Origin of the sequence: Nocardia harenae NBRC 108248, assembly GCF_001612885.1 — a bacterium.
Taxonomy (GTDB): domain Bacteria; phylum Actinomycetota; class Actinomycetes; order Mycobacteriales; family Mycobacteriaceae; genus Nocardia; species Nocardia harenae.
On record NZ_BDBH01000001.1, the window covers coordinates 163,263 to 189,068 of the forward strand.

The window sequence follows — 25,806 nt, forward strand, 5'->3', positions numbered from 1 at the left end:
CAGCCGCTGGTCGGCGGGCTCGGTATCCCCGCGGCTGCCTCAGCCCCGGTCGGCGGCCCACGCGCTCGGCGGTCGGCCGGCGAACTCGCGGAAGTCACGGGTGAAATGCGCCTGGTCGGCGTAGCCGCAGGCGAGCGCGATGGCGCTGAGCGGCTGCGGGCGCGGCACGCGGAGCAGCGTGGCGGCGCGCTCGAAGCGGATCACCCGTGCCGCTGCCTTCGGCGTGAGCCCGATCTGGGCGCGGAACCGGCGCGCCAGGCGCGCCCGGCTCCAGCCGATCTCGGTCAGGATCGTGCCGATCCCCGCCGTCCCGCCGGTGCGCCGCAGGGTGTGCCAGGCGTACGCGACCTCGGGGTCCGGCTCCCTTCCCCGCTCCGCTGCCCGCCCGAATACCGCGTCGAGCAGCGCGAATCGGCTCGCCGAGTCGGGAGCCGCCGCGGCTCTTTCCGGCAGCTCCCGGCCGTCCCCACCGAACAACTCCGCCAACCCCACCGCCCGATCGGCCAGCTCGGCCACATCCCCCGCCACCCGATAGAGCCCGAGCGGCGTCAGCCGGACCTGCACGCAGTGCTGCGCCCCCGCGTGCTCGGTCCGCGTCGGCCCCGAACTCGGCCCCACCGCGAACGCCCGCCAGCTCCGCCCCACCCCGGGTTCGGCCACGTCGGCCACCAGCAGCGGATCGGCGAACTCCACGATGAGCACCGCCCCGGCATTCGCCGGCTCGTACCGCACCACCGGCCCATCGGCCCGCTCCCGGAACTCGGCGTACTCGCCGACCAGCCCGGCGAGCGCCGGATGCGGCGACGCCGCGACCACGTCCCAGGAGCTCACGCCCATGCCCCCATCCTGCGCTATGGACCGCCCCGCTGCGCCGCGATCTCTGCACTGAAGGCCATCACCGCTGCCTACGACCACGAGGACCTGCACCGCCCGGTCGACCGGCTCACGCTCGTTCGCCGGTCTCATGGCGGCCGAACCCGATCTCGCCGCCGGCTCGGAAGATCCACTCCGCGAGGAACTCTGCGTCATGTCCGCACGCGGCATGCGACGCCGCTGCGACTGCTGCCGAGCTGACCGGATCGCACCTGGTTGACTACTCCCCGTGTTTCATCTGATGTTCCACGAGCCGTGCATTCCGCCGAATACCGGCAATGCGATCCGCCTGGTCGCGGGGACCGGGTGTGCGCTGCATCTGATCGAGCCGCTCGGGTTCGACCTCTCCGAGGCGAAGCTGCGGCGGGCGGGGCTGGACTACCACGATCTCGCTTCGGTGCGGGTGCATGCGGATCTGGACGCGGCGTTCGCGTTCATCCGGCCGGAGCGGGTGTGGGCGTTCAGTACGCAGGGGGAGGTGCGGTATACGGATGTGGCGTATCAGCCGGAGGATGTGCTGCTGTTCGGGACCGAGCCGACGGGGTTGCCGGAGGAGGTGCTCGCCGATCCGCGGGTGACGGCGCGGGTACGGATTCCGCTGGTGCCGGGGCGGCGGTCGATGAACCTGTCGAACGCGGCCGCGGTGACGGTGTACGAGGCGTGGCGGCAGCAGGGGTTTTCCGGCGGGGTCTAGGTGATCTCGAAGCGTTCGTGGCGGGAGGTCGCGCCCGCGGTCAGGCGCGCGGGGCCGCGGAACGGCGGCGGCGGACAGCGCGGACCACCGCGAAGATCAGCCCGCCGAGCACAGCGAGGAAGGCCAGGGTGGGCAGCGCTTTGCCGGTGAAGACGACCGCGTCGCCGAGCCAGTCGACCAGACCGTTCCACCCGGCGACGATGCCGCCCCAGAAGCTGGTCGGCTCGTCGTCCTCCTCCGGATTCGCGGCGGGGGTGGTGACCGCGATGCTCAAGGTGGAGAGCGCGACCTGATCGTCGAGGAGCCGCTTCTGCGAGACGAGGCTGTCCAGCTCGCCCTGGCGAGAAGAGAGCGCCTGCTCGGCGGCGATGAGGTCGGCGGTGTTGGTGGCGCCCGCGATGAGGGCGCGCAGGCGGTCGACCGAGGTCTGCAGGGCGCGGATGCGGGCGTCCAGGTCTTCCCACTGCATGGTGACGTCGGCGCGGTTCAGGCTGACCCGGGTGACCCGGCCGACCTGGCCGAGGCCGTCGACGAAGGCGTCGGTGCGGTCGCTCGGCACCCGGACGGTGAGCGCGGCGCTCGGCCCCTGCGGCAGGGGGCGGTAGCCGGACTCGTTCTCGTCGGTGCGCGGCTGCTCGGTGCGGCTGTCCACCCGGCCGTCGAGGGCGCGGACCCGGTCGGCGATCACCCCGGCGGCGGCGATGGGGTCGTCGGCGACCAGTGCGACGTCGCCGGTGACGACCTCCTTGCGCGCGGTGTCCGGCGCCTGCTCGTTGTCCGATGGCGCGGGGGCGCCCTGCTCGCGGAGCCCGGGCGGGCTCACGGCGGGCGCGGCGATCGAGGAATCGGGGGCACCCGAACCACTTTCGGCCCCGTCCGCGCCGCAGCCGACGAGCAGAGCGAGCCCGAGCAGCCCCGCGCAGAACACCGCAACCTTCCGCATGCCCCGCAGCGTAGCGGGCCGCTACCGGAAGTCCCGCGACTTCGATGCCATCCGCAGGTCCAGCGGCTGCAGATGCTCGGCCACCACGCTCACCGCGCCCTCGGCGTTCTGCACGAGGCCGCGCACGATCAGCGCGGAAGCGCTCTGCGCGAGCCTGCGGTGCCGCTGCCACAGCCCCACCGAGCAGACCACGTTCACCATGCCGGTCTCGTCCTCCAGGTTCATGAAGGTCACCCCGCCCGCGGTGGCGGGGCGCTGCCGGTGCGTCACCGCGCCCGCCACCAGCACCCGGGTGCCGTCGCGCACCTCGAGCAGCTCGGCGGCGGGGCGCACGTCGAGGCTGTCCAGGTAGGCGCGGAGGAACTCGGTGGGGTAGCTGTCCGGGGAGACGCCGGTGGCCCAGACGTCGGCGGCGGCCAGCTCCAGCCCGCTCATGCCGGGCAGCGCGGGCGCTGCGGTGGCGGCGCCGATGCCGGGCAGCCGGTCCGGGCGCTCCCCCGCCGCGGCGCCCGCCGCCCAGAGCGCGGAGCGCCGCGGCCCGGCCAGTGCGCCGAGCGCGCCCGCGGTGGCCAGCGACTCCGCCTGCGGCACGGTGAGTTCCACGCGGCCGGTGAGGTCGGTGAAGGAGGTGTAGGGGCCGCCTTCTTCGCGCGCGGCGACGATCCGGGCGGCCAGCTCGTCGCCGATGTGCCGCACCGCGGCCAGCCCAAGCCGCACCTCGGTGCCGCGCCGCTCCAGGGTGGGCTCGGCGCGGCCGGCGTTCACGTCCGGGCCGTGCACCACGACGCCGTGCCTGCGGGCATCGGCGACCAGCGACTGCGGCGAGTAGAACCCCATGGGCTGGGCGCGCAGCAGCCCGGCGCAGAACGCCGCCGGATAGTGCAGCTTGAACCACGCGGAGTAGAAGACCAGCGCCGCGAAGCTCTGCGAATGGCTCTCCGGGAAACCGAAATTCGCGAAGGCGTACATCTGCTCATAGATCCGCTCGGCCACCTCGCCGGTAATGCCGTGGCGCGCCCGCATCCCGGCGAAGAGCCGCTCCCTGAGCCGCTCCATCCTGGCCTTGGAGCGCTTGGAGCCCATGGCCCGGCGCAACTCGTCGGCCTCGGCGGCGGTGAACCCGGCGACGTCGACGGCGAGCTGCATGAGCTGCTCCTGGAAGAGCGGCACCCCGTAGGTGCGTTCGAGGGTGGGGCGCAGCGCCTCGTGGTCGAGCTGGTAGGGCTCGCCGTTGCGGCGGCGGATGTAGGGGTGCACCGAGCCGCCCTGGATCGGGCCGGGGCGGATGAGCGCGACCTCGACCACCAGGTCGTAGAACTCGCGCGGCTTCAGCCGGGGCAGCGTCGCCATCTGCGCCCGCGACTCCACCTGGAAGACGCCGACGGAATCGGCCCTGGCCAGCATGGCGTAGACGGCGGGCTCGCCGAGATCGATGGCGTGCAGCTCCACGGTCTCGCCGATGTGCTCGCCCACCAGGTCGATCATGTAGTGCAGCGCGGAGAGCATGCCGAGCCCGAGCAGGTCGAATTTCACCAGGTCGATGGCGGCGCAATCGTCCTTGTCCCACTGCAGCACGCTGCGGCCCGCCATCCGGGCCCACTCCACCGGGCAGACGTCGGCGATCGGCCGGTCGCAGATCACCATGCCGCCGGAGTGGATGCCGAGGTGCCTCGGCAGCCCCTCCAGCTCGGACGCCAGCTCGAGCACGTCGGCGGGAATGTCGGTGCCGGTCTCGGCGGCCACCCCCGACCACCGGCTCACCTGTTTGCTCCAGGCGTCCTGCTGGCCGGGCGAGAAGCCCAGCGCCCGCGCGGCGTCCCGCACCGCCGATTTGCCGCGGTAGGTGATCACATTCGCCACCTGCGCCGCGTTCTCCCGGCCGTACCTGGTGTAGACGTGCTGGATGGCCTCCTCCCTGCGGTCGGACTCGATATCGAGGTCGATGTCGGGCGGGCCGTCCCGCTCGGGCGCGAGGAAGCGCTCGAAGAGCAGGTGGTTGCCGACCGGGTCGACATTGGTGATGCCGATGGCGTAGCAGACGGCGGAGTTCGCCGCCGAGCCCCGGCCCTGGCAGAGGATGCCGTTGCGGTGGCAGAAGTCCACGATGTCGTGCACCACCAGGAAGTAGCCGGGGAACTTCATCCGGCCGATCACCGCGAGTTCGTGCTCGATCTGCGCGTAGGCGGGCTCGTTCTCCGCGCGCGGGCCGTAGCGCTTCGCCGCCCCCCGATAGCTCAGCTCGCGCAGCCAGGACAGCTCGTCGTGGCCGGGCGGTACCTCGAAGGGGGGCAGCGTGGGGGCGATGAGCCGCAGGTCGAAGGCGCACTCGCGCCCCAGCTCGGCGGCGTGCGCCACGGCGGCCGGGCAGTCGGCGAAGAGCCCGGCCATCTCGGCGCCGGAGCGCAGGTGCGCACCGCCGGCCGCGGCCAGCCAGCCCGCCATCTCGTCCAGCCCGCGGTTGGCCCGGATGGCGGCCAGCGCCATGGCGCGGCGGCGGTGCGCGGGAGCGGCGAAGTGCGCGCCGGTGGTGGCGAGCACCGGCACCCCGGCCCGGTCGGCCAGCGCGATGAGCAGGGCATTGCGCTCGTCGTCCTCCGGGATGCCGTGGTGGGTGAGCTCGACGCTCACCCGATCGGCGCCGAAGCGCTCCATCAGGTCGCGCAGCGCGGCCTCGGCGCGCGGGGTGCGGGTGTCGCGGGCGAGCACGTCGAGCGCGAGGGCGCGGCGCACCGTGCCTTTACGGCAGCCCGTGAGGATGTGCCAGTGGCCGCCCGCCGCGGCGGTGAGCGCGTCCAGGTCGTAGCGAAGGATGCCCTTCTCGCCCGCCGCCAGGTGCGCGGCGGCGACCTCGCGGGAGAGCCTGCGATACCCCTCGGCGCCGCGGGCGAGGACGAGCAGGTGCGGCCCGGCCGGGTCGGGCTCGCCGGTGCGCGGCGCGGAATCCGGCGCGTCCGCGTGCCCGCCGATCGCTCCCCCGGTCGGCGCGGCCAGGACCGCCGGACCCCGCGCCCCGCGATTGCGGAGCGCGGCCCCGCCCGCACGCCCATCGCCGCGCTGCCCGCCCGCACGCCCATCACCGCGCTGCCCGCGCCGCGCCGCTCGCCCGGCGCCGGGCCGTCCGCCCGCGCCCCGGCTCGCCGCGCCCCGGCCGCTCCCGTCCCCGGCGGCCGCGCCCCACCCGTCCCCGGCAGCAGGCGCCCCCTCCCCCCGGCCCTCATTCCGGGAGGAGGGAGCGCCGCAGCCCGCGACCGCGGGCTGCCCCCGCTCCGGCGCGGAGCCCAGCGAGAGCTCGACGCCGAAGACGGTGGGCAGCCCCCACTCCTTGGCCGCCTCGGCGAAGCGCACGGTGCCGTAGAAGCCGTTGTGGTCGGTCAGCGCGAGCCCGGAGAGGCCGAGCCGCACGGCCTCTTCCACCAGCTCCTCGGGGTGCACGGCGCCGTCCAGGAAGCTGTACGCCGAGTGCGTGTGCAGCTCCGCGTAGGGCACCGCCGCGTCGGCGGGCACCGCGGGCCCGGCCCGGTACTCCCCGCGGCGGCGCGACCACGCCGGGCTGTCGCCGCCATCGCCCGGGAACAGCGACGCCGGATCGGCGCGGCCCGAGCGGCGCCCGGAGAGCACCCGCTCCATCTCCGCCCAGCTGGGCGGGCCGTGATCCCAGCCCACGGGCTCAGGCCGAGAGCCGCTCGGTGGAGCCGGCCGCGAGCGCCTGCTCCACGTGCTCCAGCCCGGACCGGATGATGTCGCCGTACGCGTCGTGGGCCAGCACGTCGAGGTGCCCGCGCGCGATGGTGAGCTGCATCCGGGCCGACTCGAAATCGCCGGTGCGGCGCTGGCTGTCGGCCAGGTTCAGGTAGAGCGAGGGGAGGAAGCCGCGTAGCCCCTCGTCCAGCGGGACGCCGTAGGCGAAGACCGCCGCCAGCGCCCGCTGATCCCAGTACAGCGCGTCCTCCGCGCAGTCCTGGACGTCCGCGAGGTGGTGCGCGACCACGCACCGCTGCACGGGATCACCGTCCTCGCCGAGCTCCTCCCAGACCTCCATGAGCGCGCGTCGCGCTGCCGCACGGTCCACACCTCCGAGCCGCACCGCGGCGTAGATATCCGCCATCCGATCGTCCGCCATGCGCCGAGTATCGCACATGTGTTCGAACGTTTCGAGTGGTGATCGAACATACGTTCGCAAATTCCGGGTTACTCGGCGGTCAGCTCGGCCACTGTTCTTGGCAGGGCATCTTACTTGAGAGTAAGTTCAGGCCATGGGTGAAACTCTGACCGGGAGGCACGTGCTGATCACAGGCGCCTCCTCCGGGATCGGGCGGGCCGCCGCGCTCGCCGTCGCGGCCAAGGGGGCGACCGTGTTCCTGCTGGCCCGGCGCGCGGACGAGCTCGAGGAGGCGGTCGCCGAGGTGCGCGCGGCCGGCGGCGACGCGTACGGCTACCGCTGCGACATCACCGACACCGAGTCGGTGGAGCGCACGGTCTTCGCCATCCAGCGCGACCACGGCCACGTGGACATGCTGGTCAACAATGCGGGCCGCTCCATCCGGCGGGCGATCCACCGCTCCACCGACCGGCTGCACGACTTCGAGCGCACTATGGCGGTGAACTATTTCGGCGCGCTCCGGCTCACCTTCGCGGTACTGCCGCAGATGCGCGAGCGGCGCTTCGGGCACATCGTGAACATCAGCAGCGCCGGGGTGCAGGTGGCCACCCCGCGCTTCGCCGCTTACCTGGCCAGCAAGGCGGCGCTGGACAAGTTCACCGAGGTGGCGGCGGTGGAGACGATGGCGGACGGGGTCACCTTCACGACCATCCACATGCCGCTGGTGCGCACCCCGATGATCGCGCCGAGCGGGAATCAGGGCCCCGCCGAGACGCCGGAGTGGGCGGCGGCGACCATCGTGCGGGCGCTGGTCGAACGGCCGCGGCGGATCGATGTGCCGCTCGGCACCATCGCCGAGTACGGTGCACTGCTCACCCCCCGGTTGCGCGACCGCATCCTGCACCGCTACTACCGGGCGCTGCCCGACTCGCCCGCCGCCAAGGGGGAGGACGGCGACGGGAGCGCCGCCCCTGAGCCGGATTCGGGGTGGGCCGAGCCCGCTCGATCGCGCTCGACACCGCTGCGGGTCACCGGGACCGCGCTGCGCCGGGTCGGCCGCTGGGTGCCGGGCACGCACTGGTGACGCGGGCGCGCGGTCAGGCGTAGACGCCCTCGGCGCACCAGCCGCCGTCCCGGTAGGCGAGCAGCAGCACCCGCGCCTCGGCGGGCGCGCCGTCCAGCCGGACCTGCGCGCGGGCGCGGACCGTCGCCGAGCCCGGCGCCCACCAGCGCTCGTCCACCGGCCACGGCCCGGCCCAGCCCACCAGCGCCCACGCCCGGCTGCCCCAGCGCAGCCGGGCCGGGGCGGTGCTGAAGACGCCGCGCTCGGTGACCTCGACGGCGGCGCCGTCGGCCGCCTCGAGCCGGACCGCGGGCTGGTCGACCAGCACGACGCCGGGGGCGGGCTCGGGCAGGCGGCCGGGCCAGGGCAGCGCCGGATCGGCGGCGGGCACCCGCTCGTCGCCGAGCGCGACCATGGTCACCCGCTCCCCCGGCCCGCGCCCGCCGCTGAGCACCCCGAACTGCACCGCCTCCCCGCCGAGCAGCCCCTGCACCCGGATGAGCGCGCGGCGCGCCTGCCCCTCGGTCTCCCCCGAGCCGCCCCACAGCCCGAGCTGCAGCGCCCCGGCGGGCACCACCTCGCTCGGCTCCAGCCGGAGCACGGTGATCGGGCCGGTGGGGCGGGAGCGATGGGTGAGCCAGCCGTCCAGCTGCCAGCGCACCCGGTCCGCCGTCCCGGCGGCGGTGAGCGGCTCGGCACAGCGCCAGACCCGCGAGAGCTCCTCGCCCGCTTCGGTTTCCGCGCTCACCACCAGCCGGGTGCAGGCGGTGCCCGCGGCGGCGAGCGCGGCGTGCAGCCGGGTGGCGAGCATGCGGCCGGCGAAGGCGGCGGCGTCCACCCGGTCGATCGGCGGGTCGCAGCGGTAGACCACGGTGAACTCGGGCGGCGGGCGGCGGGCGGAGACGGCGCGCTCCGGCAGCGCGCGGGCGCAGCGGTGCGCGGCGATGGCGTCGGCGCCGAAGCGGGAGGCGATCTCGGCCGGGGTGAGCGCCGCGAAATCGCCGATCCGGCGCAGGCCGAGGCGGTGCAGCAGGTCGACCAGGTCGGCGCGGTACTTCGCGTCGGCGCCCGGCTCGGCCGCGAGCTCGGCCACCGGGAGCGGGGCAAGGAACTCGGCGCCGCCGCCCGGCGCGACGATGGCGCCGCGGCGGGCGGCGAGCACGGCGGTGGAGAGCGAGTCGGCGATGCCGACCGCGGCCTCCGCGCCCGCCGCCGCCACCGCGTCCACCAGCCGCTCGGCCGCTGCTTCCTCGGAGCCGAAGTAGCGGGCGGCGCCGCGGGCGGCCAGCACGAGCAGACCGGGGCGCAGCACCTCGACGCCGGGCACCGTCGCCTCCACCGCGGTGACGATCGGCTCGAAGAGGCGGGCATCGCGGTCCTGGTCCGCGCCGGCCAGGAAGATCTCCGGGCAGCGGGCCTGGGCCTCACGGCGGCGCAGGCCGCGCCTGACCCCGCCCGCCCGCGCGGTGGCGGTACAGGCGACCACCCGATTGGCGGCGAGCACCGCCACCGGGCGATGCGCCGGGATCTGCGCTACGGCAGCGGCAGCTACAGCAGGCCAGTCGGCGCACCAGACCGCGAGCTGGCGGTGTTTCATTGGGCCCGGGGCTGGGTTGGGCAAAGGCGGCCGGAGGTGGCGGGATCTGTTCATGATTACCTCACCTCCGGCCTCCAGCTATCGATCCGCAATCGAATATACGTTCGAGCGACGCGAAGGGGAAGCCGACCCCGGGTCGGCTCCGCTGCCCGAACCGGACGCCCGGCGCACCCCGGCCCCGAATCAGGTCGCCTACCAGAGCTTTCCGCTACCCTGCACACCATGATCGATCGCCCCCGCCCCATCATCGGCCCGGACTACCTGGTGGCCGGCCGATACCGGCTCCAGTCGAAGATCGGCGGCGGCGGAATGGGCGCCGTGTGGCTGGCGCTCGACCGGCTGCTGAACCGCGATGTGGCGATCAAGCAGGTGCTCACGACGGCGGGGCTGGACGAGGCGACGGCGCGGGAGGTGCGGGAGCAGATCATGCACGAGGGCCGGGTCGCGGCGAAGCTCTCGCACGAGCACGCCATCGCGGTCTACGACGTGGTGCTGGAGGCCGGCGAGCCCTGGCTGGTGATGGAGCACCTGCCCTCGCGCAGCGTCGCGCGGGCGCTGGCGCTGGTCGAGGCGCTCCCCCCGGTGGAGGTGGCGCAGATCGGCGCGCAGGTGGCGGACGCGCTGGCCACCGCGCACGCGGCGGGCATCGTGCACCGCGACATCAAGCCGGGCAATATCCTGGTCGCCGACCGCGGCCCCGAGGTCGGCAAGGCCAAGCTCAGCGATTTCGGCATCTCCAGCGGCGCGGGCGACCCCGCCGACCACCAGGACGGCATCATCACCGGCACCCCGGCCTACCTCCCGCCGGAGGTGGCGCGCGGCGCGGCGCCGACCACCGCCAGCGACGTCTTCTCGCTCGGCGCGACGCTCTACACCGCCATCGAGGGCCAGCCGCCCTTCGGCTTCGACGAGGACAGCGACGCCGTGGTGGCCAGGGCAGCCATGGCGCAGATCATCCCGCCCACCCGCAGCGGCGTGCTCACCAACGCGCTGCTGCACATGATGGAGCCGGCCCCGCAGCGGCGGCCGAGCATGGCCGAGGCGCGCGACGAGATCCTGACCGCCGCCTTCGGTCCGGGCACCGCCCCCTACATTCTCGGCGCGCCGGTGCGCACCGAGGACGGCACCATTCCGGCCTGGGCGGCCCGCAACTCGGCCTCCGGGCTGCGCAGCCCGCACTCCGCGCCGCTGCCCCGCCCGCACGCGGGGGCGCAGGCGGCGCCGCAGCGGCTCGGCACCGGCGCCACCGGCGGCAGCGGCTTCACCAGCAACCCCGGCGCGCCGCTCGCGGTCGCCGCCGGGCTGCTCATCGGGCTGGTGCTGGTGATCGCGATCATCATCGTCGCGCTGTAGGGGTCAGTCGATCCGGCGGCGGTGCGCCCAGCGGGTCAGGGCATTGCGGTTGGACTGCTGGGTCTTGCGGAGCACGTTCGAGGCGTGCGTCTCCACGGTCTTCACCGAGATGAAGAGCGCCTCGGCGATCTCCCGGTAGGTGTAGCCGCGGGCAAGCAGCCGCAGCACCTCCAGCTCGCGCGGGGTGAGCGAGTCCAGCTCGGGGTCGAGCGGCGGCTCCGGCACCGGGGAGCGGCCGGTGAAGGAGTCGAGCACGAAACCGGCGAGCCGCGGGCTGAAGACGGCGTCGCCGCCCGCGACCCGGCGGATGCTGTCGGCGAGCTCGGCGCCGGAGATGGTCTTGGTGACGTAGCCGCGGGCGCCCGCCCTGATCACCGCGATGACGTCCTCGGCCGCATCCGAGACGCTGAGCGCCAGGCAGACCGGGCCGTCGTCGATGCCGTTGAGCACCGCGACCCCGCCGCCGTCCGGCATGTGCACATCCAGCAGCACCACGTCGGGCCTGGCGGTATTGATGCCGGAGACCGCGGCGGCGACCCCGCCCGCCTCGCCGATCACCTCCATATCGGCCTCCCGCCCCAGCTCGGCCCTGACCCCCGACCGGAAGACGGCGTGATCGTCGACCAGAAAGACGCGCACACTCACCGGTTACTCCTCCTCGTCACCCGGCCATCATGCACGGGGGAACTCACGACCGGGCCACCGAGGCGCCCGCTACCGCATCGCCCGGCCCGGCGCCGGGCTCGCCCTCGGCCTCCGCCCCGGAATCACTGCGCGGCATGACGATCCGCACTTCGGTGCCGCGGCCGGGGGTGGAGCGCACCTCGACGGTGCCGCCGCGCCGCTCGATCCGGCCGCGCACCGAGCGCGCCAGCCCCTGCCGGTCGGCCGGGATGTCGTCCGGGTCGAAGCCGATGCCGCGATCCCGGACGAACACGCTGACCTGGTGCGGCTCCGCCTCGGCGAAGAGGTCGATCTCCGGGACGCCCGCGTGCTTGGCCGCGTTCACCAGCGCCTCCCGGCCCGCCCCGAGCAGCGCGGTGAAGTGCTCCTTCGGCAGCCCGCTGCCGGTGTCATCGATATCCATGCTGACGTCGCCGACGGTCACCGGGGTCACCTTCACCCCGTGCTGGTCCTCCACCTCGCCCGCGATGGTGCGCAGCGCGGCGGCCAGGCTCGACGGCGCGGGGCCCGCGTCCTCGAAGAGCCAGCGCCGCAGCTCCCGCTCCTGGCTGCGGGCCAGCCGCAGCACCTCCTGCGGGTCGGCCGCCTGGCGTTGGATGAGCGCGAGCGTCTGCAGCACCGAGTCGTGCAGGTGCGAGGCGATCTCCTCGCGCTCCTCGTTGCGGATGCGGGCGGCGCGCTCGGCGTTCAGCGCGCGCACGGTCTTCAGCCAGAGCGGGACGGTGAGCAGCCCGGCCCCGACCAGCGTGACCCCGACCGCGAGCAGCGCCGGGCCGAGCGAGCCGAGGTCGATCCTGGCCAGCACCACGACGCCGAGCCCGACCACCACCAGGGTGACCCCCGAGATGATCCGCGACCAGGTGATCACCGTCGGCTTGGCGGGCAGCCCGAGCAGCGAGCGCGGCACGCTGCCCTCGGCGTCGTACTCGCGCCAGACCAGCGCGGCGCCGACCGCCACCACCACGATCGGCGCCACGATGCCCGCGATCCGCCCGCTGAACAGCCAGGACACCGCGACCGCGAGCCCGATGCCGAGCAGCACCAGCCCGACCGCCTGCCGCCGCTCCTCGCCGGAGGCCTCCTCGGTGTCGGCCCCGGCCGGGGTGAAGAGCCAGAGCAGGCCGTAGCCGAAGATGCCCGCCCCGGCCAGCGCGGAGAGCAGCACGAAGGCCATCCGCACCTGGAAGACCCGGATGCCGAGGTGATCCGCGACCCCGCCCGCGACGCCGCCGATCACCCGGCCGCCGGTGCGCCGCACCAGCCGCGCCGGGGACTGCGGCTCGATGGGCACGGGGGTGACGGTGGCGGGTGGCATGGTTCCGATGGTGGCACGCCGCCGACCGGGGGGACATCGGGAAACACCCTGATGCGCCGGCTCCGGGCAGCGATTCAGGGTTACCCCCGATGCGCGAAAGCCCAGGTCTCGCCACCATGGAAAGCATGAAGACGAGCATCGGAGACCAGCTCCAGCAGTTGTGGCAGACCCGGCCGGTCCGGATGTCGCGCCAGGGCCCGGTCGCCGGCGTCGCCGCCGGCTTCGGCAGGCGCTACGACATCGACCCGGTCCTGGTACGGATCGCGTTCGTGGTGTCGACGCTCTTCGGCGGGGCGGGCGTGGTGCTCTACCTGCTGGCCTGGCTGATGCTCGACGACGCGGGAGACCCGGGCGTGCCGCCGCGCTCGCTGCTGGACAAGTCGCAGTCGCAGACCAAGACGGTGGTGCTGATCGTCGCGCTCGCCATCGCGGTGAGCACCATGGGCCCGATCGGGGTCGGGCTCGGCGGGTCCGGGCTGATCAGCATGGCGCTCATGCTCGGCGGGTGGTGGCTGCTGCACCTGCGGCAGCCGGAGCCGCCGCTCGGGTTGCCGGGGCAGCCGGTGAGCGCGCTCGGTGGTTTCCCGGCCACCGGGTACCCCGGGGTCTTCCCCGCGGGGCCGCCGCTGCGCTCGGTCGGTGACATGGTCCGGGCCGACCCGGGGCCCTACAGCCCGTACACGAAGCTGCCGGAGTTCTACGTGCCGGAGCCCGGTGCGGCGCCGACCGTGCCGCTGCGCGCGGAGGCGCCGGACGGCACCGGGCCGGAGCTGACCACGGTGGATGCCCCCGGGTCGCCCGGCACCGCCCAGGGTGAGACAGGCGGAACCAGCAGCACCGATGACGCCGGAACCGCCGCTTCCGGCACGGCCCCCGGCGGGTCCGGGACCGCCGCAGGCAAGCCCGGCACGACCACCGGCGAAGCAGGCACGAAAATCGGCGAAGCAGGGACAGCCACCGGCCACGCGGGGACCCCGGCTAGCGCCACAGCGGACGATGGACCCGGCCCGGCAACCGCCCGCCCCGACCTCACCAAGGAGCCGACCCCGGCAACCGCCCACCCCTTCGTCACCCCGGTCCCCCCCTCCTGGGACCCGCTCGGCGTCGCCCCGCTCGCCTGGGACCTCCCGGACCCCACCCCCGCCAAGGCGCCGGTCACGGCTCCCGAGCGCCGCCCCCGCTCCCGCCTCACCCCGGTCGTCCTCGGCCTCGCCATCCTGGCCGCGGGCGCGGCGGGCGCCGTGGCCGCGGCGGGCGCGGAGTGGATGACCCCGGCCCGGATCGGCGCCGCCGCACTGGCGGTACTCGGCGTCGGCCTGGTGGTCGGTGCGTTCCTGCGCCGCGGCTACGGCCTCTTCCTGGTGACCGTCCCGGTGGCCGGCTTCGTCCTGCTGGCCTCGCTCATCGGCCCGATGGAGTTCGACCGGGCCGACATGGGCGAGCACGTCTGGACCGCCGCCTCGGCGAGCGCGCTCGAGCCCGCCTACCGGGTGAACATGGGCAATGCCACGCTGGACCTGCGGGAACTCGCGCTCACCGAGAACCGAGCGGTGGCGCTGGAGGTCCGGATGGGCGAGGCCGAGGTGCTGCTCCCCGCCGACCTCACGGTGCACATGAGCTGCGCTACCACCATGGGCGAGTCCAACTGCGTCCCCGGCATCAGCGGCCCGGCCACCGCGGGCGCGCCGGTGCTCGACCTGAATATCGACGTCGTCGCAGGCAATGTGGAGGTGCGCCGTGGCTGACCACACCGAAACCCCGTGCCGCAGGCGGCGCCGCGGCGGGCTGTCGATGTCCATGCTGGTGGCCGGGCTGATCGCGCTGGCGATCAGCATCTGGGCGCTCGCCGGGCCGAGCGCCGCGAGCGCGGCGGAGATCATCCCGCTCGGCTGGACGGCGGTCACCGTCGCCATCGTGGCAGGCATCCTGCTCGTACTGCCGCGCGGGCGGAACAAGAAGGACTGAGCCACGCCGCGAAACAGACGCCGCACCTACCGGGGGCGGCGCCCGTTCGCGTCACTCCCACTCGATGGTGCCCGGCGGCTTGCTCGTCACGTCGAGGACGACCCGGTTGACCTCGGCGACCTCGTTGGTGATCCGGGTGGAGATGCGCTCGAGCACCTCGTAGGGCAACCGGGTCCAGTCAGCGGTCATGGCGTCCTCGCTGGTCACCGGGCGCAGCACGATGGGGTGGCCGTAGGTGCGGCCGTCGCCCTGCACGCCGACGCTGCGCACATCCGCGAGCAGCACCACCGGGCACTGCCAGATCTGCCCGTCCAGCCCGGCCGCGGTGAGCTCCTCGCGGGCGATGGCGTCGGCCTGGCGCAGCGTGGCCAGCCGGTCGCCGGTCACCTCGCCGACGATCCGGATGGCGAGCCCAGGGCCGGGGAAGGGCTGGCGGCCGACGATCTCCTCGGGCAGCCCGAGCTCGCGCCCGACCGCGCGCACCTCGTCCTTGAAGAGCAGCCGCAACGGCTCGACCAGGGCGAACTCCAGATCGTCCGGCAGCCCGCCGACATTGTGGTGCGACTTGATGTTCGCCGTGCCGCTGCCGCCGCCGGACTCCACCACGTCCGGGTAGAGCGTGCCCTGCACCAGGTACTCCACGGTGCCGCCCTGATCCGCCACGATCCCGGACACCGCGTCCTCGAAGGACCGGATGAACTCCCGGCCGATGATCTTCCGCTTCTCCTCCGGGTCGGTGACGCCCTTCAGCTCACCGAGGAACTTGTCCACCGCGTCCACCGTCACCAGCTTGGCGCCGGTCGAGGCGACGAAGTCCTGTTGCACCTGCTCGCGCTCCCCGGCCCGCAGCAGCCCGTGGTCGACGAAGACGCAGGTCAAGCGAGCCCCGATGGCCCGCTGCACGAGCGCGGCCGCCACCGCGCTGTCCACCCCGCCGGAGAGCCCGCAGATGGCGGTGCCCGCGCCGATCTGCTCGCGCACCGCGCCGATCAGCGACTCCGCGATATTGGCCGGGGTCCAGCCCGCCGGAATCCCGGCCAGCTCGTGCAGGAACCGGCTCAGCACCTGCTGGCCGTGCGGCGAGTGCAGTACTTCGGGGTGGTACTGCACCCCGGCCAGCCGCCGCGCCCGGTCCTCGAAGGCCGCGACCGGCGCGCCCGCCGAGGTCCCGGTGACGGTGAAGCCGTCCGGGGCGTCGGTCACCGCGTCACCGTGGCTCATCCAGACCGGCTGCACAGCGGGCAGCCCGCCGTGCAGCACGCCGCCGTCGACGGTCAGCTCGGTACGGCCGTACTCCCTGGTCCCGGTGTGCGCGACGGTGCCGCCGAGCGCCTGCGCCATGGCCTGGAAGCCGTAGCAGATGCCGAAGACCGGAACCCCGAGATCGAAGAGCCCGGCATCCAGCCGCGGCGCGCCGTCGGCGTACACGCTGGACGGGCCACCGGACAGGATGACCGCGGCCGGCTTCTTCTCGGCGATCTCCGCCACCGTGATGGTGTGCGGGACCACCTCGGAGAAGACCCGCGCCTCGCGCACCCGGCGGGCGATCAGCTGGGCGTACTGCGCGCCGAAGTCGACGACGAGAACAGGGCTCTGGGTATCTGCCACCCGCACAGTTTAGTGAGCGCGCGAATCGCCCCGCGCACCCCCGCGCCGCTGGCTATCCTCATCGGCGTGCCGTTCGCCCGTGCGATAGACGCCGACATCCACTACGAGGACAGCGGGGGCACCGGGCCGGTCGTTCTGCTGGCGCACGAATTCTTCATGGACCGAACGATGTTCGCCGCGCAGCAGGCCGCCCTCACCCCGGAGTTCCGCATCGTCTCGTGGGACGCGCGCGGCCACGGCCGCACCCGTGACCAGCGGCTCCCCTTCACCTTCTGGACCGCCGCCCGCGACGCCCTCACCGTGCTCGACCACATCGGCGTGGAGCGCGCGGTGGTCGGCGGCACCGCGCAGGGCGGCTTCATCGCGCTGCGCACCGCGCTGCTGGCCCCGGAGCGGGTGGCCGGGCTGGTGCTGATCAGCACCGAGGCAGGTGGCCTCAGCCGCGAACAGTCCATCGCCACACTGCGTTTCCTCGACCTCTGGTACGACGGGGCCTCCCGCGAGCGGGCCGCGCAGCAGCTCGCCCGCTGGCTCTTCGGCGACGACGACTGGTACCGCGCCATCTGGACCAGGCGCTGGCTCGGCCAGGGGCGCCGGGACATCGAGGTGGCCGCGGGCTGCGTGCTCGCCCGCGACTCGGTGGCCGACCGGCTCGGCGAGATCACCTGCCCCGCCCTGGTGATCCACGCCACCGACAGCGGCATCACCAGGCAGCGGGCCCGCGAACTCGCGCGCGGGCTGCCCGGCTCGACCTACCTGGAGATCGACGGCGCCCGGCTCGCCGTCACCATGACCCACCCGGAGCCGGTGAACGCCGCGCTCGGCCGGTTCCTCCGGGCGCACACCGCGCTCAGGCCCGGACCGTCAGCCCGACCTTCTGGAATTCCTTGAGATCGGAGTACCCGGCCTTCGCCATCGACCGGCGTACCCCGCCAACCAGGTTCAGCGAGCCGAACGGGTCGTCGGACGGGCCGAAGAGCACCCGGTGCAGGCTCGGCCGCTCGCGCTCCGGGTCGGCGCCGCCCGCGTCCCACGGGTCGTCCACGTCCAGCAGCGCGCCGCGCGGCACCGACGGGTGCGCCGCCGCCGACGGCCAGTACCAGCCCCGGCCCGGCGCCTCCGCGGCCAGCGCCAGCGGCACCCCGAGCACCGCGGCGTCCGCGCCGCAGGCGATCGCCTTGGCCAGCTGGCCCGAGGTCGAGACATCGCCGTCCGCGATCACGTGCACGTACCGGCCGCCGGTCTCGTCCAGGTAGTCCCGCCGTGCCGCCGCCGCGTCCGCGATGGCGGTCGCCATCGGCACCCCGATCCCGAGCACCTCGCCGGTGGTGGTGGCGCCCGGGTACGAGCCGTAGCCGACGATCACGCCCGCCGCCCCGGTCCGCATGAGGTGCAGCGCGGTGCGGTGATCGCTCACCCCGCCCGCCACCACCGGGATGTCCAGCTCCGCGATGAAGGTCTTGAGGTTGAGCGGCTCGCCGTCGCTCACGTGCTCGGCCGAGATGATGGTGCCGTGCACCACCAGCAGGTCCACTCCGGCCTGCACCAGCGCGGGGGTGAGGGCGCGGGCGTTCTGCGGGCTCACCCGGACGGCGACCGTCACCCCGGCCGCGCGGACCTGGGCCACCGCGGCGGCCAGCAGGTCGGGCTGCATGGGGGCGGCGTGCAGCTCCTGGAGCAGCGCGACGGCGCGGTCGGCGGGGCCGTCGGCGGCCAGCTCGGTGAGCTGCTGGATCTTCGTCTCGACATCGGCGTGCCTGGCCCAGAGCCCCTCGCCGTTGATCACACCGAGGCCGCCGAGCCTGCCGAGCTCGATCGCGAACTCGGGGGAGACCAGCGCATCCGTCGGATGGGCGACGACGGGGATGTCGAAGCGGTAGGCATCGAGCTGCCAGGACAGCGACACCTGCTTGGACGAGCGGGTGCGCCGCGACGGGACGATGTCGACGTCGTCCAGGTCGTATGTTCGGCGAGCGGTGCGGCCCATGCCGATCTCCACGATGTCGCGCATAAGTGCTGTGCCTTTCTGCCCGCTGGCGCGGGCGGGGTTTGCGGCCCTTCGGGGTCCCGCGTTCGGCGGCCGAGACTCGCGGCTGCGCCGCATTGCTTCGGCCGCCGAACGCGGGACGGGCCGCAAACCCGTTGTGGGCTCGTCTGCGACGTCGCCGCTGATCCGGTGTTTCGCCGCCGGGGTGCCGCCCGGGGGCTGGTGGCCGGGGTGTGGACATGGTTCTACCCCGGCCTTTGCGAAGACCGGGGTAGAGCTTAGCCGCGGCCGGTGTAGTTGGGGGCCTCGACGGTCATGGTGATGTCGTGGGGGTGGCTTTCCTTGAGCCCCGCGGCGGTGATCTGGACGAACTGGGCGTTCTGAAGGTGGGGGATGTTCTGGGAGCCGGTGTAGCCCATGGCGGCGCGGAGGCCTCCCACCAGCTGGTGGATCACCTGGTTGACGGGGCCGCGGAAGGGGACGCGGCCCTCGATGCCCTCGGGGACGAGCTTGTCCTCGGCGAGCACGTCGTCCTGGAAGTAGCGGTCCTTGGAGAAGCTCTTGGCCTGGCCGCGGCCCTGCATGGCGCCGAGCGAGCCCATGCCGCGGTAGCTCTTGAACTGCTTGCCGCCGACCAGGATGAGTTCGCCGGGGGATTCGGCGGTGCCCGCGAGCAGTGAGCCGAGCATCACCGTCGAGGCGCCCGCGGCGATGGCCTTGGCGATATCGCCGGAGAACTGGATGCCGCCATCGGCGATCACCGGGACACCGGCGGGGCCGCAGACCGACACCGCCTCCAGGATCGCGGTGATCTGCGGGGCGCCGACGCCGGCGACCACGCGGGTGGTGCAGATCGAGCCGGGGCCCACGCCGACCTTCACGGCGTCCGCGCCCGCGTCGACCAGCGCCTGTGCGCCCGCCCTTGTCGCCACATTGCCGCCGACGATCTGGATCCGCTCGCCGACCTCGGTCTTCACCTTGGTCACCATCTGCAGCACCTGGGCCTGGTGGCCGTGCGCGGTGTCGACCACCAGCACGTCCACCCCGGCGTCGGCCAGCGTCATGGCGCGCGACCAGGCGTCCTCGCCGACGCCGACCGCGGCGCCGACCAGCAGCCTGCCGTCCCGGTCCTTGGTGGCGTTCGGATATTGATCGGTCTTGACGAAGTCCTTGACGGTGATCAGGCCGCGCAGCCTGCCGCCGCCGTCCACGATCGGCAGCTTCTCCACCTTGTGCCTGCGCAGCAGCCCGAGCGCCGCCTCGGCGGTGACGCCCTCCTGCGCGGTGATCAGCGGCGCCTTGGTCATCACATCGGCGACCCTGCGGTTCTGGTCCACCTCGAACCGCATGTCGCGGTTGGTGATGATGCCGACCAGCGCGCCCTGCTCGTCCACCACCGGGAGGCCGGAGATCCGGAAGCGGGCGCACATGGCGTCCACCTCGGCCAGGGTGTCGGTCGGGCGGCAGGTGACCGGGTCGGTCACCATCCCCGCCTCGGAGCGCTTGACCGTCTCCACCTGGGCGGCCTGATCGGCGCCGGAGAGGTTGCGGTGCAGCACGCCCATGCCGCCGGCGCGCGCCATGGCGATCGCCATCCGCGCCTCGGTGACGGTGTCCATCGCCGAGCTGACGAGCGGAGTACGCAGCCGGATCTCCCTGGACAGCCTGCTCGAGGTCTCCACCGAGCTGGGAATGAGGTCCGACGCCGCGGGCAGCAGCAGCACGTCGTCGAAGGTGAGACCGAGCATGGCGATCTTGTTCGGATCGTCACCACCCGTATGAGGGCGAGCGGCGAGTCGTTCGCCCGGTACGGGATTACTCATTCGGATCGACCCCTCCTGGACGTCGAAGGCACCGGGAGCCGGGTCGAAACCGACGCCGCGGCGGTGTGATGCGGATGGACGGTGGCGGCGGAGGCGCCCCGGACGCGGCGGGCGATACGGACGGCTTCCGTAAATACGCCGAGCTGCGCGGGGCTCGCCTGTGCCTTTCGCCCATGGTATCGGTCGCGTGAACGCGGTGTTCCAGTCGGTCCGCCCGCGAAACTCGGCCGGCGCACCGCTGGCGCAGACCCACCTGTTCTGCGTACCGTGGGGATGTGCGTGACCATCTACCACCTGGCTTGCCGCCGGATCCGTTCGCCGGAGATCCCTCCGACCCGTCCGCCGCGCTCGATGCCATCGAGCCCGGCGAGCCGCTGGATCCCCATGAGCGCCTCGCGGTCGAGGAAGATCTCGCCGACCTCGCTGTCTACGAAGCTCTGCTGGCGCACCGCGGAATCCGCGGGCTCGTGGTCAGCTGCGAGGACTGCAGGCAGGATCACTACCACGACTGGGACATGCTCCGCGCGAACCTGCTCCAACTGCTCGTCGACGGCACCGTCCGCCCGCACGAGCCCGCCTACGACCCGACCCCGGAGGCCTACGTCACCTGGGATTACTGTCGGGGATACGCGGACGCCTCGATGAACGAGGCCTTCCACGGCGACGGGTTCGACGGCTTCGACAGCTGAGACCGAAATACACCACGGCGCGCCCACACCGGACGCGCCGAACTAAAAAGCGGGCCCACGCACACCCCGCCCACCCCACGAAGTCGCAGACAAGCCCCCACCGGGTTTGCGGCCCATCCCGCGTTCGGCGGCCGAAGCAATGCGGCGAAGCCGCAAGTCTCGGCCGCCGAACGCGGGACCCCGAAGGGCCGCAAACCCCGCCCGCGCCAGCGGGCAGAAAACAGGGCCCGCGCCAGCGGGCAGAAACACCTTTACCCAGCGGGGGTGACTGGAGCTGCCGGCACCTGGATCGACGGTACGGAATCCATCGATGGCGCCGACACCGTCGGCACCGGCTGGGTTGGCACGCCGCCACCCCCGGTCGGTACCACGGTCGGCGAGCCGATCGTCGTGGGGGCCGGGGGTGTCGGCTGCTCCGGTTGCGTCGGCTCCGGCGGCGGCTGCTGCTGCGTCGGCTCCAGGGTGGGAGCCGTCGGCCGGGTCGGAGGCACGGTGCCCGGCTCCTGCGTTCCCGGCTCCTGGGTGCCGAGGATCGTCGGATCCGGGGTGGTGCCCGGATTGGTCGGCACCGTTGTCGGCACCTGCGCGGACGGCTTCGGCTCGGAGGGCCTCGATTGAGTCGAGGTGATCTGGCTGGCGATGTCGGGCGCGACCTTCCCCAGTTCCGCCACCAATGCGTTCCAGCGCTCGATCAGATCGTCCTGCTTGGCCGGGTCGTCGACCTGCTGCGCGGTATTGCGCACCCGGTCGAGCAGCACCCGCGCCTGGTCGTTGTCGCCCTGCGCCAGTGCCGCCTGCACCTGGGCCAGTTCATCGTCGGCACGCGCCACCACGGTGGTCTGCGCCTGCTCGCTGAACACGACCTCCTTGACCCGCCAGAGCGGGTCGCCGGGCTCGGCGTTGTATGAGAACGCCGTCATGCCGCCGAAGACCAGCGCCAGCGCGGCCGCCGCGCCCGCGAGCGGGCGCACCAGCCGGAGCCTGCCGCCGCGGCCGGGCGAGACCCGGACCTTCCGCGCCCCGATCTCCTGATTGACAGCCGCCACGAGCTCGTCGAGATCGGGCGCCGCCGGGAGGGGTGGCGCGACGACTTCCGCGCGCCAGTCCGCGAGCAGGGCCGCGAGCTGGAACTCCTCCGGGCTGTCGGTCTGCACCGGTCCATCGCTGGCGATGGCGTCGATGAGCGCGTCGTCGCGGCGTACCGCAGCGATATCGACGGGACCGGTGTCACCGGTCCCCCCGGCATAGGGACCGCTGTTCCGCGCGCCGAGCCACGCTTTGCGATCGCCGCGCTCGCCATCCCTAGCCATACATTTCACCTGCCCTCGCCACTTGTGACTTCAGTTTCGCGAGTGCCCTGTGCTGGGCAACCCGTATCGCGCCCGCCGTACTGCCCACGGCGACCGCGGTTTCTTCCGCTGACAAACCCATCACCAGCCGGAGGATCAGGATCTCCCGATGCTTCTCCGGGAGAGTCGCGAGCAGACGGTTCATCTGCCTGCTCGTCTCGGAGTCGAGAGCCCTTTGCTCCGGTCCCTGGTCGGTGGATATGACATCTGGTACTTCGGCCATCGCCTCCGCCTTGTTACGGGCGGCGTTCCGATGCGCGTCGGCGACCTTGTGCGAAGCGATTCCGTATACGAAGGCCATGAAGGGCCTGCCCTGATCCTGATACCGGGGCAGCGCCGTCATCACGGCCAGGCAGACCTCCTGCGCGACGTCGTCGGCGGAGAGCTGGCCACGCTCCGCAGCTCCGATCCGCGCCCGGCAGTAGCGCACCACCAGTGGTCGGACCAGTTCGAGTACCTGAGCTAAAGCGGATCTGTCGCCCTGCGCAGCGGCAGCGACGGCGAGGTCCAACTCTTCGCCCGAGTGCGTCATCGTCAGAGAGATTCCTGGCGTTACAAGTGGCACCGGCGGTGACGGCCGGTGCTTCCGCCCGGATCGGGCGGAACGGGTCTAACAATAGCGACACAACGGATGCCACACGCGCACCCGGTGCGGTCCGCGGATCCCGCCCCCGGGAGGGCATTTCGGGGCCGAGCGCCGAAGCCGTGGTCGGGCCGAAGATCGAATCCGGTTCAGGAGGGGGCCGGACCCGGGAAGTCACCCCCCCTCGCCCGCAGCAGGGCCGCGCATTCGGCCGCCTCGTCGGCCGCGCCGGCGACGCCGAGGCCGGACCGCAGCATGGCGGTGGCCCAGCGCAGCGGGAGCAGGTCGTACGCGGCACAATCGCCGGCGACCGGCTCGGCCATGGCCGCGGCGCGGGCGGAATCGCCGGAGGCGGCGGTGGCGGCGGCGAGCAGCAGGGCGGACTTGACGCGGTGCCGGGTCGAGGGGCCTTGCGCCCCCAGTTCCACGGCCACGGCGGCGTGCTCCAGCGCGGTCCCGTGGTCGCCGACCGAGAGCGCGGTCTCCGCGGTGACCCAGTGCAGGCGGATGGCCGCGCGCGGGCGGGTGCGCGCGGGCTCGCGCACGCGGGCGAGGAGGCGGAGGGCGAGGGCGGCGCGGGCGCTGCCGAGTGCGTCGGCGGCGAGGCCGGTGAGGGCGTCGCACCAGGCGTCGATGGGGTCGGGGGTGCCGAACCAGGGGTCGGGCGAGGCCGCGCCGTCCGCGGTCCGGGCGCCCGCGGTCCAGGCGCCGAGGGGCGAGGCGCCAAGGGCGGCGGCGGCGGGGGTCGCCTCGCCCAGGGCTGCGCTCCCCGGGGCCGCCTCGCCTGAAACCGGGGCTGCGGCCGAAGGAGGGCCGGAAGCGGCGGCCGAGTTCGTCGGACGCGCGAGGTCGGGCACGAGTCCCGCGAGGGCGGCGGCGCGGCCGTCGGGGTCGGCCGCGGCGGCGTGGCGTCCGGACTGGCGGACGAGCGAGGCCGTCGTGCTCAGCGCGAGCGAGCGGAGGACCGGGGCGGTGCCGGGGCGGGCGAGGACCGCGAGCTCGGCGCGGGCGGCGGCGAAGCGCCCGGCGCCGCCGAGCGCGACGGCGCGGTGCCAGCGCTCGAGCGGGGTGCGGGCGGGCGGGAGCCCGGCGGCGCCGGGGGCCGGGCCGAACGCCGCCGCGGCGAGAACCGGGGGAAGGGGGCTTACCACCGGCGCACTGTATCGGAGCGACCCCAGCGAACCACTCTCACCTGCGCGGCAATCTCTCAGCATTTTCCACGGTGAACGATGTTTCCATCAGGTAAATCTCGTCCGGTCAATGGCGATCGCGTGGACTTTCGAATTCACGCCCGTTTCCCGGTATTAACCCGCCCGCCCCGTTTTCGCCATCTCCGCCGCCCCGGCCGGATGATCGCGGCGCCCGGCGCGGCCGTGACCCGGCGGCTCGAGCGCCCGCCGAAACCCGCGGATCACCGGGAAAAATGCCCCTACCAGTGGTTTTCCAACGATGCAGCGGACGGCGGTAAGCGACGCCGGTTTGGCCAACCGTTCAGTATCGCCGGAGCGGACCACGCTTGTAAACAGTGCGCAGGTTAAATTTGTTCTCCGCCGGTTCGATGAACCCCTGCGCCGAACTATTGACGGAATTTCGACCCGGGTCCTAACGTAACTCATCGCCACGGTCGGCGCCGCGCGAAATCACAGCGACCTCGGGTCAGCGAGCTCCGGCGACACCGCGGTTGACACCTGTTCGCAGTAGAACCGGCTCGACAACGCCGACGAGCTCGCACCACGAGGAGTTCACCATGCCCATGCCCACCCACCTCCCCGGGCCGAACGCCGATGTCTGGGATTGGCAGATGCGCGGCTCCTGCCGCGGCGTGGATTCGGCGGTGTTCTTCCACCCCGACGGGGAGCGCGGCCGCGCCCGCACCGCGCGGGAGATGCGCGCCAAGGAGATCTGCCGGACCTGCCCCGTCCTCATGCAGTGCCGCTCGCACGCGCTCAAAGTGAGCGAGCCGTACGGCATCTGGGGCGGGATGTCCGAGACCGAGCGGGAGCTGCACGCCCGGCGCAACCGGCGCCGGATGACGGTCTGAGCCGTTCCGCCTGCGCTCCCATCCGCCGGGTGCGCCGGCGCCGAATGCCTGTAAGCCAAACGGTCGCTCGGTGCCGGGAAGTCCGGCGCCGGTGATCGGAAGTTTTCCGGCCGCGGTGGTAGAGAGCTGGTAGCGGCCGCACCGCGGCGAAACTTTTCCATACCGCCGCCGGTTGGCCGATGGTTTGCCGTGTCCTGCCACGGCGCGCGGGGCCGCACGCTACCGTAGTCCGCGATGACTCAGAATGGAGCGTTGTGACGACGCGGCCTTCGGCCGCAGGGGGCGATGCGTTCCGGAGAGCAGCCTGCCCACCGGGCACGGGCACTGCTACGACGGCGCGCGCGGCGGAAAATCTCGAGCTCGCGCAGCTGCTACGCGGCTGCGGCCGCGCCGACCAGGAGGCGTTCGCCGAACTCTACGACCGCACGAGCGCGCGGGTCTTCGGGCTGGTGCTGCGGGTGCTGCAGGACGCCGGGTACGCCGAGGAGACGACCCAGGAGGTCTATCTCCAGATCTGGCGCACCGCGTCCGGCTTCGACCCGGCCAAGGGCTCGGCGCTGACCTGGCTGATGACCCTCGCGCACCGGCGCGCGGTCGACCGGGTACGCGCGGAGCAGGCGCACAGCCAGCGCGAGAACACCTACGGCAGCCGGGTACTCGGGTACGACTTCGACGAGGTGACCGAGGAGGTGGAACGCAGGCTGGAGCAGCAGGCGGTGGTCGCCGGGCTCGCCACACTCACCGAGACGCAGCGCGAGGCGATCTCGCTCGCCTACTACGGCGGCCGGACCTACGCGGAGGTGGCGCGGCATCTCGGCGTAGGCTTGCCTACGGTCAAGTCCCGCATACGGGACGGGCTCACTCGCCTGAAGAGAAGTTTGGGGGTGCCGTGAGATGGACGAGCCGAGTCTCGACCTCGCGCACACCGTCGCGCTCGGCTCGATCGACGACGAAGACCACGAAGCGGTGGTCGCGGTGCTCGGCACCGCGGCCCGCGACGAGTTCCGCACCGAGGTGCGGAACTCCAGAGCCGCGCTAGCCGCGCTCGCCGAGGTCACCGCCGCGCCCCCACCTCCCGCGCTCCGCGCCCGCCTGCTCGAGGCCATCGCCCCCGAGCGCGACACCGCCTCCTGAGCGCCG

General features: G+C 73.3%; 23 protein-coding genes. 10 read left to right on the top strand and 13 right to left on the bottom strand.

Annotated elements, in window-relative coordinates; genetic code table 11:
- Positions 1 to 39 precede the first annotated feature (39 nt).
- Positions 40 to 837, bottom strand: a complete 798-nt coding sequence (locus NH2_RS00750; RefSeq protein ID WP_067646556.1) for a helix-turn-helix domain-containing protein — start codon at positions 835 to 837, stop codon at positions 40 to 42.
- Positions 838 to 1,102: 265 nt separating this feature from the next.
- On the opposite strand from NH2_RS00750, the gene NH2_RS00755 reads away from it, so the two are divergent.
- Positions 1,103 to 1,567, top strand: coding sequence for a tRNA (cytidine(34)-2'-O)-methyltransferase (locus NH2_RS00755; protein WP_084505107.1), 465 nt, complete (start codon positions 1,103 to 1,105; stop codon positions 1,565 to 1,567).
- Between the two features lie 40 nt (positions 1,568 to 1,607).
- Here the strand turns inward: NH2_RS00755 and NH2_RS00760 are convergent, their stop codons facing one another.
- The 3 genes from NH2_RS00760 to NH2_RS00770 are packed head-to-tail and all read right to left on the bottom strand — an operon-like array spanning position 1,608 to position 6,630.
- Positions 1,608 to 2,510 carry a DUF4349 domain-containing protein gene (locus tag NH2_RS00760; protein WP_084505108.1) on the bottom strand — a complete coding sequence of 301 codons (903 nt, stop codon included), beginning with the start codon at positions 2,508 to 2,510 and terminating at the stop codon, positions 1,608 to 1,610.
- Positions 2,511 to 2,531: 21 nt separating this feature from the next.
- The gene (locus tag NH2_RS00765; protein WP_067646565.1) at positions 2,532 to 6,173 is read right to left on the bottom strand and encodes an error-prone DNA polymerase; all 3,642 of its coding nucleotides are present in this window, start codon (positions 6,171 to 6,173) and stop codon (positions 2,532 to 2,534) included.
- A gap of 4 nt (positions 6,174 to 6,177) precedes the next feature.
- Positions 6,178 to 6,630: a hypothetical protein gene (locus tag NH2_RS00770; RefSeq protein ID WP_067646568.1), complete on the bottom strand. Its 453-nt coding sequence runs from the start codon at positions 6,628 to 6,630 to the stop codon at positions 6,178 to 6,180.
- A 133-nt stretch (positions 6,631 to 6,763) separates the two neighbouring features.
- On the opposite strand from NH2_RS00770, the gene NH2_RS00775 reads away from it, so the two are divergent.
- Positions 6,764 to 7,693, top strand: a complete 930-nt coding sequence (locus NH2_RS00775; RefSeq protein WP_067646571.1) for an SDR family NAD(P)-dependent oxidoreductase — start codon at positions 6,764 to 6,766, stop codon at positions 7,691 to 7,693.
- 13 nt (positions 7,694 to 7,706) lie between these two features.
- Here NH2_RS00775 and NH2_RS00780 read toward each other — a convergent pair whose 3' ends face one another.
- Entirely contained in the window at positions 7,707 to 9,269 is a 1,563-nt protein-coding gene (locus NH2_RS00780; protein ID WP_067646574.1) for a Y-family DNA polymerase, read from the bottom strand.
- 222 nt (positions 9,270 to 9,491) lie between these two features.
- On the opposite strand from NH2_RS00780, the gene NH2_RS00785 reads away from it, so the two are divergent.
- Positions 9,492 to 10,622, top strand: a complete 1,131-nt coding sequence (locus tag NH2_RS00785) for a serine/threonine-protein kinase (RefSeq protein WP_067646576.1) — start codon at positions 9,492 to 9,494, stop codon at positions 10,620 to 10,622.
- Between the two features lie 3 nt (positions 10,623 to 10,625).
- Here NH2_RS00785 and NH2_RS00790 read toward each other — a convergent pair whose 3' ends face one another.
- Together NH2_RS00790 and NH2_RS00795 are read right to left on the bottom strand one after the other, a co-directional pair.
- Positions 10,626 to 11,261, bottom strand: coding sequence for a response regulator (locus NH2_RS00790; RefSeq protein ID WP_067646580.1), 636 nt, complete (start codon positions 11,259 to 11,261; stop codon positions 10,626 to 10,628).
- A 49-nt stretch (positions 11,262 to 11,310) separates the two neighbouring features.
- Positions 11,311 to 12,621: an ATP-binding protein gene (locus NH2_RS00795; RefSeq protein ID WP_067646582.1), complete on the bottom strand. Its 1,311-nt coding sequence runs from the start codon at positions 12,619 to 12,621 to the stop codon at positions 11,311 to 11,313.
- A 125-nt stretch (positions 12,622 to 12,746) separates the two neighbouring features.
- Here NH2_RS00795 and NH2_RS30055 point away from each other — a divergent pair, with 125 nt between their 5' ends.
- Together NH2_RS30055 and NH2_RS27880 are read left to right on the top strand one after the other, a co-directional pair.
- Positions 12,747 to 14,366, top strand: a complete 1,620-nt coding sequence (locus NH2_RS30055) for a PspC domain-containing protein (protein WP_281202001.1) — start codon at positions 12,747 to 12,749, stop codon at positions 14,364 to 14,366.
- Positions 14,359 to 14,586 carry a hypothetical protein gene (locus NH2_RS27880; RefSeq protein WP_084505110.1) on the top strand — a complete coding sequence of 76 codons (228 nt, stop codon included), beginning with the start codon at positions 14,359 to 14,361 and terminating at the stop codon, positions 14,584 to 14,586. The genes NH2_RS30055 and NH2_RS27880 overlap by 8 nt, the downstream gene beginning before the upstream one ends.
- A gap of 51 nt (positions 14,587 to 14,637) precedes the next feature.
- Here the strand turns inward: NH2_RS27880 and guaA are convergent, their stop codons facing one another.
- Positions 14,638 to 16,194, bottom strand: coding sequence for a glutamine-hydrolyzing GMP synthase (guaA, locus tag NH2_RS00805; protein ID WP_067647576.1), 1,557 nt, complete (start codon positions 16,192 to 16,194; stop codon positions 14,638 to 14,640).
- 66 nt (positions 16,195 to 16,260) lie between these two features.
- Here guaA and NH2_RS00810 point away from each other — a divergent pair, with 66 nt between their 5' ends.
- A complete protein-coding gene (locus NH2_RS00810; RefSeq protein WP_067647579.1) occupies positions 16,261 to 17,085 on the top strand; it encodes an alpha/beta fold hydrolase in 825 nt (274 codons plus the stop codon).
- On the opposite strand, the gene NH2_RS00815 is transcribed toward NH2_RS00810, so the two are convergent.
- Complete coding sequence (locus NH2_RS00815) at positions 17,045 to 18,205, bottom strand: GuaB3 family IMP dehydrogenase-related protein (RefSeq protein ID WP_067646586.1); 1,161 nt, start codon at positions 18,203 to 18,205, stop codon at positions 17,045 to 17,047. The genes NH2_RS00810 and NH2_RS00815 overlap by 41 nt on opposite strands.
- 254 nt (positions 18,206 to 18,459) lie before the next feature.
- A complete protein-coding gene (gene guaB / locus NH2_RS00820; RefSeq protein ID WP_084505111.1) occupies positions 18,460 to 20,004 on the bottom strand; it encodes an IMP dehydrogenase in 1,545 nt (514 codons plus the stop codon).
- Positions 20,005 to 20,279: 275 nt separating this feature from the next.
- Here guaB and NH2_RS00825 point away from each other — a divergent pair, with 275 nt between their 5' ends.
- Positions 20,280 to 20,693, top strand: coding sequence for a DUF5319 domain-containing protein (locus NH2_RS00825; protein WP_011207424.1), 414 nt, complete (start codon positions 20,280 to 20,282; stop codon positions 20,691 to 20,693).
- 251 nt (positions 20,694 to 20,944) lie between these two features.
- On the opposite strand, the gene NH2_RS00830 is transcribed toward NH2_RS00825, so the two are convergent.
- From NH2_RS00830 to NH2_RS00840, 3 genes are all read right to left on the bottom strand, one after another.
- Positions 20,945 to 22,003, bottom strand: coding sequence for an anti-sigma-D factor RsdA (locus NH2_RS00830; RefSeq protein ID WP_067646592.1), 1,059 nt, complete (start codon positions 22,001 to 22,003; stop codon positions 20,945 to 20,947).
- Positions 21,996 to 22,574 carry a sigma-70 family RNA polymerase sigma factor gene (locus NH2_RS00835; RefSeq protein ID WP_067646595.1) on the bottom strand — a complete coding sequence of 193 codons (579 nt, stop codon included), beginning with the start codon at positions 22,572 to 22,574 and terminating at the stop codon, positions 21,996 to 21,998. The genes NH2_RS00830 and NH2_RS00835 overlap by 8 nt, the downstream gene beginning before the upstream one ends.
- A gap of 200 nt (positions 22,575 to 22,774) precedes the next feature.
- Positions 22,775 to 23,776, bottom strand: a complete 1,002-nt coding sequence (locus NH2_RS00840) for a hypothetical protein (RefSeq protein WP_067646598.1) — start codon at positions 23,774 to 23,776, stop codon at positions 22,775 to 22,777.
- 596 nt (positions 23,777 to 24,372) lie between these two features.
- Between NH2_RS00840 and NH2_RS00845 the strand changes: the two genes are divergently transcribed.
- The 3 genes from NH2_RS00845 to NH2_RS00855 all read left to right on the top strand — a co-directional run bounded on the left by NH2_RS00845 (position 24,373) and on the right by NH2_RS00855 (position 25,800).
- Positions 24,373 to 24,666, top strand: a complete 294-nt coding sequence (locus NH2_RS00845) for a WhiB family transcriptional regulator (protein ID WP_067646602.1) — start codon at positions 24,373 to 24,375, stop codon at positions 24,664 to 24,666.
- 254 nt (positions 24,667 to 24,920) lie between these two features.
- A complete protein-coding gene (locus NH2_RS00850) occupies positions 24,921 to 25,559 on the top strand; it encodes a sigma-70 family RNA polymerase sigma factor (protein WP_281202002.1) in 639 nt (212 codons plus the stop codon).
- 1 nt (position 25,560) lies between these two features.
- Positions 25,561 to 25,800 (top strand): hypothetical protein, encoded by a 240-nt coding sequence (locus NH2_RS00855; RefSeq protein WP_067646605.1) that lies wholly within the window; start codon positions 25,561 to 25,563, stop codon positions 25,798 to 25,800.
- Positions 25,801 to 25,806 lie beyond the last annotated feature (6 nt).

What these genes read in the sequence shown, in the direction of transcription:
- NH2_RS00830 (WP_067646592.1), bottom strand. Translation starts at nt 22,003, where the DNA reads ATGGCTAGGGATGGCGAGCGCGGCGATCGCAAAGCGTGGCTCGGCGCG.
- guaB (WP_084505111.1), bottom strand. Translation starts at nt 20,004, where the DNA reads ATGAGTAATCCCGTACCGGGCGAACGACTCGCCGCTCGCCCTCATACG.
- NH2_RS30055 (WP_281202001.1), top strand. Translation starts at nt 12,747, where the DNA reads ATGAAGACGAGCATCGGAGACCAGCTCCAGCAGTTGTGGCAGACCCGG.
- NH2_RS00855 (WP_067646605.1), top strand. Translation starts at nt 25,561, where the DNA reads ATGGACGAGCCGAGTCTCGACCTCGCGCACACCGTCGCGCTCGGCTCG.
- NH2_RS00770 (WP_067646568.1), bottom strand. Translation starts at nt 6,630, where the DNA reads ATGGCGGACGATCGGATGGCGGATATCTACGCCGCGGTGCGGCTCGGA.
- NH2_RS00815 (WP_067646586.1), bottom strand. Translation starts at nt 18,205, where the DNA reads ATGCGCGACATCGTGGAGATCGGCATGGGCCGCACCGCTCGCCGAACA.
- NH2_RS00760 (WP_084505108.1), bottom strand. Translation starts at nt 2,510, where the DNA reads ATGCGGAAGGTTGCGGTGTTCTGCGCGGGGCTGCTCGGGCTCGCTCTG.
- NH2_RS00775 (WP_067646571.1), top strand. Translation starts at nt 6,764, where the DNA reads ATGGGTGAAACTCTGACCGGGAGGCACGTGCTGATCACAGGCGCCTCC.
- NH2_RS00780 (WP_067646574.1), bottom strand. Translation starts at nt 9,269, where the DNA reads ATGAAACACCGCCAGCTCGCGGTCTGGTGCGCCGACTGGCCTGCTGTA.
- NH2_RS00750 (WP_067646556.1), bottom strand. Translation starts at nt 837, where the DNA reads ATGGGCGTGAGCTCCTGGGACGTGGTCGCGGCGTCGCCGCATCCGGCG.
- NH2_RS00795 (WP_067646582.1), bottom strand. Translation starts at nt 12,621, where the DNA reads ATGCCACCCGCCACCGTCACCCCCGTGCCCATCGAGCCGCAGTCCCCG.
- NH2_RS00785 (WP_067646576.1), top strand. Translation starts at nt 9,492, where the DNA reads ATGATCGATCGCCCCCGCCCCATCATCGGCCCGGACTACCTGGTGGCC.
- NH2_RS00835 (WP_067646595.1), bottom strand. Translation starts at nt 22,574, where the DNA reads ATGACGCACTCGGGCGAAGAGTTGGACCTCGCCGTCGCTGCCGCTGCG.
- NH2_RS00845 (WP_067646602.1), top strand. Translation starts at nt 24,373, where the DNA reads ATGCCCATGCCCACCCACCTCCCCGGGCCGAACGCCGATGTCTGGGAT.